Annotated in this window: 15 protein-coding genes, 2 tRNA genes and 1 pseudogene; 9 read left to right on the forward strand and 9 right to left on the reverse strand. The window is 64.3% G+C overall.

The features are described from left to right. Window positions 1-13 precede the first annotated feature (13 nt). A complete protein-coding gene (locus EN738_RS23440) occupies window positions 14-178 on the forward strand; it encodes a DUF982 domain-containing protein (protein WP_281034322.1) in 165 nt (54 codons plus the stop codon). A gap of 40 nt (window positions 179-218) precedes the next feature. On the opposite strand, the gene EN738_RS23445 is transcribed toward EN738_RS23440, so the two are convergent. Further along, window positions 219-506 (reverse strand): hypothetical protein, encoded by a 288-nt coding sequence (locus tag EN738_RS23445; RefSeq protein ID WP_127285781.1) that lies wholly within the window; start codon window positions 504-506, stop codon window positions 219-221. A 234-nt stretch (window positions 507-740) separates the two neighbouring features. Between EN738_RS23445 and EN738_RS23450 the strand changes: the two genes are divergently transcribed. Continuing rightward, entirely contained in the window at window positions 741-1,094 is a 354-nt protein-coding gene (locus EN738_RS23450; protein WP_127285782.1) for a hypothetical protein, read from the forward strand. A gap of 175 nt (window positions 1,095-1,269) precedes the next feature. Then, window positions 1,270-1,581 (forward strand): hypothetical protein, encoded by a 312-nt coding sequence (locus EN738_RS23455; protein WP_127285783.1) that lies wholly within the window; start codon window positions 1,270-1,272, stop codon window positions 1,579-1,581. 54 nt (window positions 1,582-1,635) lie between these two features. On the opposite strand, the gene EN738_RS23460 is transcribed toward EN738_RS23455, so the two are convergent. Both EN738_RS23460 and EN738_RS23465 read right to left on the reverse strand, forming a co-directional pair. Continuing rightward, window positions 1,636-1,712: transfer RNA gene (locus tag EN738_RS23460), tRNA-Arg, on the reverse strand. A 57-nt stretch (window positions 1,713-1,769) separates the two neighbouring features. Continuing rightward, complete coding sequence (locus EN738_RS23465) at window positions 1,770-2,075, reverse strand: ETC complex I subunit (protein WP_127285784.1); 306 nt, start codon at window positions 2,073-2,075, stop codon at window positions 1,770-1,772. Between the two features lie 247 nt (window positions 2,076-2,322). Here EN738_RS23465 and EN738_RS36810 point away from each other — a divergent pair, with 247 nt between their 5' ends. Together EN738_RS36810 and EN738_RS23475 are read left to right on the forward strand one after the other, a co-directional pair. Continuing rightward, window positions 2,323-3,297, forward strand: coding sequence for an NAD(P)H-dependent oxidoreductase (locus EN738_RS36810; protein ID WP_189605942.1), 975 nt, complete (start codon window positions 2,323-2,325; stop codon window positions 3,295-3,297). A 117-nt stretch (window positions 3,298-3,414) separates the two neighbouring features. Then, the gene (locus tag EN738_RS23475) at window positions 3,415-4,584 is read left to right on the forward strand and encodes an NAD(P)/FAD-dependent oxidoreductase (RefSeq protein ID WP_245494642.1); all 1,170 of its coding nucleotides are present in this window, start codon (window positions 3,415-3,417) and stop codon (window positions 4,582-4,584) included. An 11-nt stretch (window positions 4,585-4,595) separates the two neighbouring features. On the opposite strand, the gene EN738_RS35975 is transcribed toward EN738_RS23475, so the two are convergent. Further along, window positions 4,596-4,781 (reverse strand): hypothetical protein, encoded by a 186-nt coding sequence (locus EN738_RS35975; protein WP_127285786.1) that lies wholly within the window; start codon window positions 4,779-4,781, stop codon window positions 4,596-4,598. Between EN738_RS35975 and EN738_RS23485 the strand changes: the two genes are divergently transcribed. Both EN738_RS23485 and EN738_RS23490 read left to right on the forward strand, forming a co-directional pair. After that, window positions 4,754-4,830, forward strand: a tRNA-Pro gene (locus EN738_RS23485). The genes EN738_RS35975 and EN738_RS23485 overlap by 28 nt on opposite strands. 263 nt (window positions 4,831-5,093) lie before the next feature. Continuing rightward, the gene (locus EN738_RS23490; protein ID WP_127285787.1) at window positions 5,094-5,513 is read left to right on the forward strand and encodes a hypothetical protein; all 420 of its coding nucleotides are present in this window, start codon (window positions 5,094-5,096) and stop codon (window positions 5,511-5,513) included. A 233-nt stretch (window positions 5,514-5,746) separates the two neighbouring features. Here EN738_RS23490 and EN738_RS23495 read toward each other — a convergent pair whose 3' ends face one another. The 5 genes from EN738_RS23495 to EN738_RS23515 form a co-directional block, all read right to left on the reverse strand. Beyond that, a complete protein-coding gene (locus EN738_RS23495; RefSeq protein ID WP_127285788.1) occupies window positions 5,747-6,169 on the reverse strand; it encodes a type II toxin-antitoxin system VapC family toxin in 423 nt (140 codons plus the stop codon). Further along, window positions 6,166-6,420: an Arc family DNA-binding protein gene (locus EN738_RS23500; RefSeq protein ID WP_127285789.1), complete on the reverse strand. Its 255-nt coding sequence runs from the start codon at window positions 6,418-6,420 to the stop codon at window positions 6,166-6,168. The genes EN738_RS23495 and EN738_RS23500 overlap by 4 nt, the downstream gene beginning before the upstream one ends. 89 nt (window positions 6,421-6,509) lie before the next feature. Then, window positions 6,510-7,214, reverse strand: a complete 705-nt coding sequence (gene hdaA / locus EN738_RS23505) for a DnaA regulatory inactivator HdaA (RefSeq protein WP_127285790.1) — start codon at window positions 7,212-7,214, stop codon at window positions 6,510-6,512. Between the two features lie 6 nt (window positions 7,215-7,220). After that, window positions 7,221-8,423 (reverse strand): AI-2E family transporter, encoded by a 1,203-nt coding sequence (locus tag EN738_RS23510; protein ID WP_127285791.1) that lies wholly within the window; start codon window positions 8,421-8,423, stop codon window positions 7,221-7,223. Beyond that, window positions 8,395-8,952: a CDP-alcohol phosphatidyltransferase family protein gene (locus EN738_RS23515; protein WP_127285792.1), complete on the reverse strand. Its 558-nt coding sequence runs from the start codon at window positions 8,950-8,952 to the stop codon at window positions 8,395-8,397. The genes EN738_RS23510 and EN738_RS23515 overlap by 29 nt, the downstream gene beginning before the upstream one ends. 289 nt (window positions 8,953-9,241) lie before the next feature. On the opposite strand from EN738_RS23515, the gene purM reads away from it, so the two are divergent. Further along, complete coding sequence (purM, locus tag EN738_RS23520) at window positions 9,242-10,321, forward strand: phosphoribosylformylglycinamidine cyclo-ligase (protein WP_127285793.1); 1,080 nt, start codon at window positions 9,242-9,244, stop codon at window positions 10,319-10,321. Then, a pseudogene (locus tag EN738_RS36410) lies at window positions 10,318-10,402 on the forward strand (phosphoribosylglycinamide formyltransferase); the annotation flags it as partial. The gene purM and the pseudogene EN738_RS36410, both read left to right, overlap by 4 nt.

Here is a 10,402-nt window from a genome sequence, read left to right on the forward strand (position 1 = left end):
GCAGGCGGGCGAGCTGCTGGCGGGTCAGTGGCGCGACGCCGGCAGCGCGCTGCACGGCTCGGCGCTGCGCGCCTGCCGCAGGGCGATGAGCGGCGAGGTTCCGGCCGACGCTGCCCGGGACGCGTTCATCGGCGCCGCGCGCGAGGCGCATGTGCTGGTGGAGCACGCGTCGGAATAATGGTGCCCGGGCGGGATGGACAGTTCCATCTGTTCGGGCTTCAGATCCCGAACATCAGGGTCGCATAGACTATCGGGCCTGCGATCAGGCAGACAGCCATCGCGATCAGCACCGCTATGGCGAAGCGCTCCGCGCGTCTGATACGGTTTGCGACCTCATCATCGTCGGTTGAGATGAGATCGAGGATCGAAAAAACTCGGGGGGCAGTATGGTTGTCGTTTGCGGGTCGGCCTGCTTCGTCATGCAGGTTCAGTCTGCTTGGGCTAGAGGTCACATTCGTCTCGCTATTCGAATACGCCACACCGCTTGCCGCTGGTGGCGATGCCAATCGGCGCCCGCCATGTCAAGAAGAACTTGCGGACATCCGGTGACTGACGACAGGCCTTGCCGCAGCCGCTCACCAACTCGCGACCGTGAAATTGGTTGCCGGCCGCAGCCCAATGCGCTCGGCGATCAGGCTTTGGTCCGACCCGGTCCGATCGAGACTGTCACGGTGGTGGAACTCTTGACGGCGGAACCATATTCCGACGCCGGCCGTTGACCGACGCGAAGGAGAAAACCAATGGCCGAAACAGACGACCAATCCTCGACACCCAAAATGACCCAACGCGAGGCTCAGGAGGCACTCGAAAAGCAGGTCGCGCAGTTGAAGCGCGAGATCAACAAGATCAATCGAACATTGTCCGAGCGCGCCGAAGAGGCTCTGGAGGAGGCCAATGGCTGGTATGACAGCGCGGCTGATCGTGCCAGCCGGACCGCTCAGGCACTTCGCAGCAGAGCGCAATCGGTTTCCGGAGTGGTCCAGGAAAATCCGGGCACGGTCTCGACCGCCTTCGTTCTCGGCGGCACGATCGGCCTGATGCTTGGGCTCATCCTTACCGGTGCGGACGATCCCCGCCGCGGGCGCTGGCTCTAGGTCCGCCTGGATCGCGCTCGGCGCGTGGCCCTGCCGCACATCATATTAGCAGGAAACGATATGTTAACGGCTGTCATGCAGCCTTTGCGCGTGGAGGAAGGGCAATGCCCTCCTCATCGACGTTCCAACGTGCGCCCTCGAGCGCCGGGACGTTCGACCAATGCGGAGCAAACGCATGAGTGTCGAAACAGCTCTGGAACAATTGCTGCGGTTGATTCATCGCCGGGCCATGAGACTAGCGGCTTTGCCGGATGACGAGAGGGATCTGCACTACGATCTCATCCGCCTGTCTTGTTGCAAGGCGGCCGAGCATATTGGGCAAAGTCCGGACGAGGCAGCCATCACCGCAAACGACATGGTCGAGTTCGTTCGCGCGCTGGTCGGGATCATCGAAGTGGGGCGCGGACATGACCGGCGCGAAGCGCCGATCGGTCGCCGGCCGGCACAGCAGTTCGCCGGCCTGGGGAACGGCGCCGCACGCACTTAGGCCGGCGCTTCAGCCTCGCCAGCCCCGCCAAAAAGTCAACAAAATCGGAGATATTGGCGATCCCGGCAGGATTCGAACCTGCGACCATCGGCTTAGAAGGCCGGTGCTCTATCCAGCTGAGCTACGGGACCGCTGGCCGGCGATGCCGGCTTTCTGCTTCTCGGCCGGGCCGCCGCCCGGCTTGCCGGTCAGTGCGTCCAGGGCGTCCTGCGGTCATAGCGGAAATTCTCCGCGTAGGAAATCTGCCGGCGCTTGGTCTCCTTCGGCTCCTCGACGCGGTAGGCGAGGCCTTCCTTTTCAGCATAGGCCACCGCTTCTTCCCTGGTGTCGAAGGTCAGCCTGACCTGGCTCAGCATGTCGCCCGAGGTGGTGTAGCCCATCAGCGGGTCGATCTTCTTGCGCTGCGCGGGATCGAATTCCAGAACCCAGTGACCGGTCTTGGCCTTGCCTGACTGCATCGCGGTTTTGGCTGGGCTGAAAATGCGCGCGGACATGTCCACCTCGTTGTTGCGGGCCGGCGGCAGCGCCACCTTTCGCCTGTCATTACTGTGCAACGGCGCCGACGGCAAGGCCAACGGCCGCCGGGCGGGGGCGTCAGCCGGCGCGTCGGAACCTCGCCGAGGCCTGGGCATTATCCAAAACATCAGGCGACCTGTCTCGCGAGCGGGACGAATTCCGCCGCCGGCGCCCCGCGCCGGCACCCAGGCAAACGCAGCCGTTCCAACAGCCCGGACACGCATCATGAACAATGCAGCCCAAACCCGCGCAATCCAGCTCGCCGTCATCGTCGGCAGCCTTCGCGCCCAGTCCTACAGCCGCAAGATCGCCAGGGCACTGGCCGCCCGCGCGCCTGACTCGATGCGCTGCCGCTTCATCGAGATCGGCGACCTGCCGCTCTACAACGAGGACCTCGAGGGCGAAGATCCGCCGCGCGCATGGTCGACATTCCGCGCGGAAATCCGCAGCGCCGATGCGGTGCTCTTCGTCACGCCGGAATATAACCGCTCGATACCCGGCTGCCTGAAGAACGCGCTGGATGTCGGCTCGCGCCCGTCAGGCAAGAGCGTGTTCAAAGGCCTGCCGGCCGGGGGCGTCAGCGTCACCCCGAACAAGCTTGGAGCGTTTGGCGCCAACCATGCGCTGCGCCAGACCTTCGTCTTTCTCGACATGCCGGTGATGCAGCAGCCGGAAGCCTATATCAGCACCGTCGCCGACCTGCTGGACGACAAGGGCGGGGTGAAGAGCAGCGAAACCGCTGGATACCTGGAGAAATTCATGAGCGCCCTGGAGGACTGGATCAGAACCATCCGGCCAGACGATGCCTCCTTCGAGGCGTTCATGCGGCAGCGTGAAAAGATTGCCGAAGACTATGTCAACGGCGACGCGAAATCGCTCGAGGCGATCGTCACGCACGCGGAACCGGCGACTTTCTTCTCGCCGCGGGGCGATCATCTCCAGGGTGCCAACGCCGTCGCGAGCCGTTACGAGCGCGACGCGCGCAGCTTCCATGAAGGCGGCAGCACCGATCTCGAGGTGCTGCAATCCTCGGCAAGCGGCGGCCTGGCGTTCTGGACCGGCCTGCAGCACGCCGAGGCGCGCATGGGCAAGAATGGCGAGACCACGGCGATGACCTTGCGGGTGACCGAAGTGTTCCGCTTCGAGGACGGCGCGTTCAGGCTCGTCCACCGCCATGCCGACCCGGCGAAGGCCGGATAGCCCCGCGACATAACGCCGGCGGCTTTGCAACCGCGGCATCTTCCCATTGCGCTGCAAGCGGCATATGTCGGATACAACGTCGTGTCAGACAGGGTGATGACGGCGACAAACAAGGACATGGACGCGGAAACCTTGCAGGCTCAGGCCGGCCGACCGGAGACCTTCGACGGCGCGATCGTGATCGGCGCCGGCGCGGCCGGGCTCAGCGTCGCCCTGGCGCTCATCGAGGCCGGCGTGGCAACGCAGGTGCTGGAGCGGGAGAGCCGGCTGGCCGAACCCTGGCACCGTCGGCACGAAAACCTGCACCTCAACACCCATCGCGATCTTTCTTCCCTGCCCGGCGTCGCCTACCCCGCCGGCACGCCCGCCTTTCCGCACCGCACCACGGTGATCAGCCATCTCAACGAATTCGCCGAGACGCACGGGCTGCCGGTCGAATTCGGCGTCGTCGTCGAGGAAGTGACCTTCAACGGCGATCACTGGACGGTCAGGACAACCGCCGGGCCGCGGCTTGCGCGCCATGTCGTGATCGCTACAGGTCGCGACCGGCATCCGTTCATTCCCGCCTGGAAAGGCATGAAGGACTTTGCCGGGCGCATCGTCCATTCGGCCGATTTCGGCGCGGCGAAGGACTATGAGGACAAGACGGTACTGGTGGTGGGCGCCGGCAATTCGGGCTTCGACGCGCTCAATCACCTTTCCGGCGTCAAGACCGGACAGATGTGGCTTGCCGCCCGCAACGGCCCCTCGCTCTTGCCCAAGCGCATCGGCCAGATCGCAGTGCACCGTTTTTCGCCTTTCATGGCGCGGCTGCCCGTGAGGCTGGCCGACTGGGCGATGGCGCTGACCCAACGCCTCGTCTTCGGTGACCTGCGCAAATTCAGCCTTCCGTCGTCACGCGTGGGCGGCGCCAGCCGACTGGGCTCCGACTACACCGCGATCGCCTCCGATGACGGCGCCGTCGATGCCATCAAGGCCGGCCGTGTCATCGTGGTTCCGCAGATCAGGGAATTCACCCGCGACGGCGTCATCCTCGAGAACGGCCAGACGATCACCCCCGACATCGTCATCGCCGCAACCGGCTACCGCACCGGGCTGGAGCCGATGGTGGGCTCGCTCGGCGTGCTCGACGCCAAGGGCGTGCCGCTGTTCAACGGCGCCGACAGCGACCCGAGATTGCCGGGCCTTTGGTTCACCGGCATGCGGCCGAGCATCCGCGGCTGCTTTGCCAATGCCCGCATCCAGGGCGCCGCGATCGCCCGTGAGATCGCCAGACGACGACGCTGAGCGCAAATCGCTCATTTCTGCATGAAGGCGGCAAAGTTCTCCCTCGTCGACTGCAGCCAGCTTTCGTCATTCGTCAGCACTTCGTGCCCGATGAACGATACAGCGCTTTCGTTTTTCTCGTTTCGTGGGTTGCCTTCGCGGGTCTGGAACCTTATACGCCGCAGGGCCTCGGAGTGTAGCGCAGCCTGGTAGCGCATCTGGTTTGGGACCAGAGGGTCGGGAGTTCGAATCTCTCCACTCCGACCATTTCTCTCCCCCATCCTTCAACACTCGCTCGGCCCAGTTCCCGTCCGGCCGTCGGCGCCGAGCGGAGTCGGTTGGACGCCTCAATCCTTGTAGAAAATCTCGACGAGTCTCGCGTGGAAAGGGCCCAAGCTGTGGCGGCGACGCGTGTGGCGCCGGCTACGGCAGGGGTTGAAGCCGGGAGTAAAACGGAAACTTTGACGCAACGCCTGAATTGATGTCATCTGCAATATTAGCAGGATCTCAACTGGGGCGGCGGAACTAAGATGGATAAACCCTATCCAGGGGAAGGAGCTACGGCCGAACAAATACTGCTGCTCGCAAGCGAGTTCAAAATGGCCGCAATCCGCTTGTTTGAGCATCGACGCAAAGGGGACCCGCTTTCGTTCGTGCCCTGCCGGTTTACCGCCCTTCATGCAATCGAACTCTATTTGAACGCCCATTTACTCTCGACCGGATCCGACCACAAAACCATACGCAACCTCCAGCATGATTTTGCCTTGCGCGCTGCAAAGGCGATCGCTTCGGGATTGGTGCTGCGAAAGCGGACCGCACATCACCTGGCACAACTCGCGGAGAACCGAGAATATCTGGTCACGCGCTACAGTCCGGGAACGACCTCCTACACGCAGATCAACAGACTGCTGGCGACCCTGGAAGAGCTTGCCGGGAAAGTGGCGATTTAGGCGAACCGCCCCCTACAGGGCGCTTTCGAGGTCTTGGTAGAATCGTCGCTGACATGGAGCAGCCGGCAACGGGGAGCGTTGCATCTGGAAGGCAAGCTCGCCGGGCGAGAACCCCAACCGCCTTACACCCGGCGAGCCCACAACCCGATCTGGAACGCGATCGGGGCCGGGATCAGCCGGCAAACTGGTTGTTGCAAGATGGATGCCGGCGGCCTTGTCCCGAAATGGGACAGTTAAGTGGCGCTTTCCCATGGATTGACGACGGGTATGCCCGCCGCGTGAAAGGCCGACACGTCACGTGAAGCGACGCGGAAGCCTTTGGCGGCGGCGATAGCCGCTATGTACCCGTCGGGTATAGGAAACCCCTTGCCCGCGGCTCTGGCCTTTGCGGCAAGGCCGGCATACTGCCGCGCTGCCTGCGCTTCGAATGGCAGAACGCGCTGTTCGAACACCGCGCGTATGCCAGCAAAGGCCTCGGCCAGGGCATCCTTGCGGCGCCCCGCAGCCATCACCTCGATGCCGAACAGCACCTCAGCGAGAGTCACGCTGGAAATATACAATGTTTCAGCAGCCTGATCGTCCAGCCATCCCAGAACCGCCGGATGGGGCTGTGGCCTCATCACCTCCGAAACGACATTGGTGTCCAGGACGATCATTCGAATCTCAGAGGCTCGGCCGGGCTTTTATCGCGGACCTGCTCCAAGGCATCTACATCCTCGCCTTTTACTCCGGCGCGGCGGGCGATGTCGGACAGCAAAGTGCCCAGCTTCACACGCCCTTCCGGCCGCACGGCGTTTTCGAGTATGGCTCGAATCTCCGCTTCCGTGCTTCGGCCGTGGACGGCGGCCTGCACGCGCAGAGCGCGGTGGGTTTCTTCCGGAATATTTCTGATCGTCACAGATGGCATTGATATCATCCCGATGTCATTGACATCATATCACCATATGTCTCTGATGTCACTGGCTCTGACGTCACCTGCTGGCTACCGGACAAGGCCTAAATCTCGAACTCGCCCTGCCCTTCGTCCATGGCGCTGACGGTTTCGGCGGCGAGCGCCCTGGTGATCGGCGTCTTGCGCTCCAGCGCTGCGCGGTCGAGGCGTTCCACCACGCGCATGGCGGTGGCCAGCGAGCGCTCGATGCGCCTGACCAGATATTGCACGACATGCGGCTCGACCTCGACCTGGCGGTCGGCGAAAAGCTTTGTGATGACGCCGGCGAGCAGCAGATCGTCGGGTTCGTGGATCTCTACGGTCGCTGCAGCCTTCAGCCGCGAGATGAGGTCGGGCAGCGCGACACCCCAGGCCGAGGGAAAGCGCCTGGCCGTCAGCAGCAGAGAGGAGCCGGCGCCACGGACGGCGTTGATGAGGTGGAACAGGCCAGTCTCGTCGACGGGGTGCTTGTCGATGTCGTCGATGAGGACGGGCATCTCGCCAAGATCGGCGATGCACTGTTCGATGCGTCCGGCATCGACCCTTAGCGCGCCGGCGCGGGCCAGCCAGATCGAGGCCAGATGCGTCTTGCCGGAGCCGGCCGGCCCGGCCAGCACCACGACCGGCGACGGCCAGTCGGGCCACCGGTCGACCAGCGCCACCGCCTGGGCGTTGGTCGAAGACACCACGAGCTCGTCGCGCGAGTAGCCGGTGCCGTGGCCGAGATCGAGCGGCAACTGGCGCGGCGGATCGGTTCTGTCAGCGGCCATGGCGTGTCAGCCGCGCGGCTTGGCGGCCCGGCGGCGGTTGGCCGGCAGCGGCGGAATGGGCTCGGTCGCGTGGCCCTTGTAGAGCGGCGATTCGAGATAGCGGGCAATGGCGAAGCGCACCAGCACAGCGACCGCCGCCGAAGCCGGCACCGCGATCAGCAGGCCGACAAAGCCGAACAGCGCGCCGAAGGCGAACAGCGCGAACATCAGCCAGACCGGATGCAGGCCGACGCTTTTGCCCACCAGCCTCGGCTGCAGAATGTTGCCCTCGATGAACTGGCCGACGAAAAACACGCAGGCCACCGCAGCGATCATCACCCAGTCCGGCCAGAACTGGACAAAGGCGACGCCAACCGCGAGCACCAGCCCGGTCAGCGAGCCGACATAGGGGATGAAGGAGATCAGCCCGGCGAAGAGGCCGATGAGGATCGCGAAGTTGAGGCCGGCCAAAGTCAGGCCCGTGGCGTACATGGCGCCGAGCACCAGGCAGAGCGTGCCCTGGCCGCGCACGAAGCCGGCGGTCGCGGTGTTGATGTCGCGGGCGATCGTCCGCACCGTTTCGACATAGTCGCGCGGCACCCAGCTGTCGACCTCGGCCACCATGCGGTCCCAGTCGAGCAGCATGTAGAAGGCGACGACCGGCGTCACCACGAACAGGCTGACCACCGAGACCAGCGCCACGCCGGAGCTCCAGATCGAGGTGAAGACGGTGGTGAGCAGGCCAAAGCCGGAAGTGAGCAGCGAGTTCAGCCCGTCGCGCAAGCTGTTGGCGTTGACGCCAAATCTCTGCTCCAGCCATTTCGGGTCGAAGCTGGTGATCAATGCCTGCAGGCGGGGGAGATATTCCGGCAGCTTGCCGGCGAAATCGGCCATTTGCGTCGCCAGCACCGGCACCAGGATGACGAAGGCGAGCACAAGCACGACGATGAAGGCGATCAGGATGACCACCGTCGCCATCAGCCGGGAGAGGCCGAGGCGCTGCAGCCGGTCTGCGACCGGATCGAGGAAATAGGCGAGCACCATGCCGGCGACGAAGGGCAGAAGGATGCTGGAGAAGACGTAGAGGAACAGGGCGAGCAGGACGGCGGTGCCCAGCCAGAAGAATATCTGGCGGCGGAACGCCGAGGACGCGGCTTCGCCGGCCGCCGCTGCCTCGGCGGCCGCCGCGATGGATCCTTGGTCAGGAGTCCGGTTTGGAGCCTTCGCCATAGCCGCTCATATGCCTCAACCAGGTCACGAGATAGGCCGCGGCCGAAGCCACGGTCAAGACCCCGGACAGCAATATGAGCGCCGGCCTCAGCGGGTCGAAGTGGATCGAAATAGCCAATTCGCCAAGCACCACCGCCGCCAGAATGATCTGGATGGCGGTGTTGGCCTTGGATATCAGGAGCGGTTTCATCTCGACCGGATGCGCCATCACCGTCGACAGAAGCACGGCGCAGACGATCAGCGCGTCGCGCGAGACCATGGTGACGACCAGCCACAGCGGCAACTCGCCGATGAAGCCCATGACCACGAACGCCGAGACCAGCAGCAGCTTGTCAGCCATCGGGTCGAGATAGGCGCCGAGTTTCGAAAACTGGTTGAAGCGGCGAGCGATGAAGCCGTCGACGCCATCGGAGATGCCGGCAACGAGGAAGCCGGCAAAAGCCCAGTCCCAGCGCGCCTGCAGCATGGCCAACACCACGGCGGGCACGAGAACCAGGCGCATGATCGTAATCATGTTGGGGATGGTCAAACGTCTGCCCCGTCGTGGCTTGTTGGGAGATAGATGATGGAGATGGGAGGTAGGCGCAAGGACCGCTTGCCTCATTCTTCCACACGACCGATTGGCGAAAGCGGCGATGACGATCGATCTCCCCCGCAAGGGGGGAGATCAGCTGTCGCCTTGGACTTCGCCAATCGCCAATGCTGTTGCGACCATCGCTGTCCACGGTTTTGTCGGCTGACAAGGCCGTCATCCTTGCTCCCCGAAACCATTCATGCGAAGAGCCCGCAAGCACAGTGGAAACAGCGACGAGCCGGATATGACCAAGCGCGACACAGCCAAGCGCAAGAACGGGCTCACCTATGCCGAGGCGGGTGTCGATATCGATGCCGGCAATCTTATGGTGGAGAAGATCAAGCCGCTGGTGCGCGCCACGCGCCGGCCGGGCGCCGATGGCGAGATCGGGGGCTTCGGCGGGCTGTTCGACCTCAAAGCCGCCGGCTTCTCCGATCCGGTGCTGGTTGCCGCCAATGACGGCGTCGGCACCAAGCTCAAGATCGCCATAGATGCCGGCAAACACGACACGATCGGTATCGACCTCGTTGCCATGTGCGTCAACGACATCGTCGTGCAGGGCGCCGAGCCGCTGTTCTTCCTCGACTATTTCGCCACCGGCAAGCTCGACCCCGACCAGGGGGCGGCGATCGTCGGCGGCATTGCGCAAGGCTGCCGGCAGGCCGGCTGCGCGCTGATCGGCGGCGAGACGGCCGAGATGCCCGGCATGTATCACGGCAAGGATTACGACCTCGCCGGCTTCGCCGTGGGCGCCGCCGAGCGCGGCCAGCTGCTGCCCACCGACGACATCGTCGAGGGCGACGTGCTCCTGGGTCTGGCCTCGTCCGGCCTGCATTCCAACGGCTTTTCGCTGGTTCGCCGCATCGTTGCCGCCAGCGGCCTCGCCTGGAGCGACCCGGCACCGTTCAACGACGAGGCGACGCTTGCCGAAGCACTGCTCGAGCCGACGCGCATCTATGTGAAGTCGATCCTGAAGGCGATCCGCAATACGCATGGCATCAAGGCGCTGGCCCATATCACCGGCGGCGGCTTTCCCGAGAACATTCCGCGCGTGCTGCCGAAGGACTTTTCCGCCGAGCTCGACCTCAACGCCATCGAGGTGCCGCCGGTGTTCGCATGGCTGGCCAAGACTGGCGGCGTGGCGCCGGAAGAGATGATGCGCACCTTCAACTGCGGCATCGGCATGATCCTCGCCGTGGCCTCCGGCCAGGCGGCGCAGGTAGCGGCGGTGCTGCAGGAGGCCGGCGAGACGGTGACGCCGATCGGCCGCATCGTGCCACGCCGCGACGCCGGCGTCATCTACCGGGGGTCGATCGGCCTATGAGCAGGAAACGCACCGTCGTTCTGATCTCCGGGCGCGGCTCCAACATGACGGCGCTGATCGCGGCGGCGAGCGACCCAGCCT

The organism is Mesorhizobium sp. M4B.F.Ca.ET.017.02.2.1 (assembly GCF_003998955.1).
Classification (GTDB): Bacteria; Pseudomonadota; Alphaproteobacteria; order Rhizobiales; family Rhizobiaceae; genus Mesorhizobium; species Mesorhizobium abyssinicae.

Coding starts and splice junctions, on each gene's coding strand:
- EN738_RS23450 (WP_127285782.1), top strand. CDS start 741: ATGGCCGAAACAGACGACCAATCCTCGACACCCAAAATGACCCAACGC.
- EN738_RS23455 (WP_127285783.1), top strand. CDS start 1,270: ATGAGTGTCGAAACAGCTCTGGAACAATTGCTGCGGTTGATTCATCGC.
- EN738_RS23465 (WP_127285784.1), bottom strand. CDS start 2,075: ATGTCCGCGCGCATTTTCAGCCCAGCCAAAACCGCGATGCAGTCAGGC.
- EN738_RS36810 (WP_189605942.1), top strand. CDS start 2,323: ATGAACAATGCAGCCCAAACCCGCGCAATCCAGCTCGCCGTCATCGTC.
- EN738_RS23475 (WP_245494642.1), top strand. CDS start 3,415: ATGGACGCGGAAACCTTGCAGGCTCAGGCCGGCCGACCGGAGACCTTC.
- EN738_RS35975 (WP_127285786.1), bottom strand. CDS start 4,781: ATGCGCTACCAGGCTGCGCTACACTCCGAGGCCCTGCGGCGTATAAGG.
- EN738_RS23490 (WP_127285787.1), top strand. CDS start 5,094: ATGGATAAACCCTATCCAGGGGAAGGAGCTACGGCCGAACAAATACTG.
- EN738_RS23495 (WP_127285788.1), bottom strand. CDS start 6,169: ATGATCGTCCTGGACACCAATGTCGTTTCGGAGGTGATGAGGCCACAG.
- EN738_RS23500 (WP_127285789.1), bottom strand. CDS start 6,420: ATGCCATCTGTGACGATCAGAAATATTCCGGAAGAAACCCACCGCGCT.
- hdaA (WP_127285790.1), bottom strand. CDS start 7,214: ATGGCCGCTGACAGAACCGATCCGCCGCGCCAGTTGCCGCTCGATCTC.
- EN738_RS23510 (WP_127285791.1), bottom strand. CDS start 8,423: ATGGCGAAGGCTCCAAACCGGACTCCTGACCAAGGATCCATCGCGGCG.
- purM (WP_127285793.1), top strand. CDS start 9,242: ATGACCAAGCGCGACACAGCCAAGCGCAAGAACGGGCTCACCTATGCC.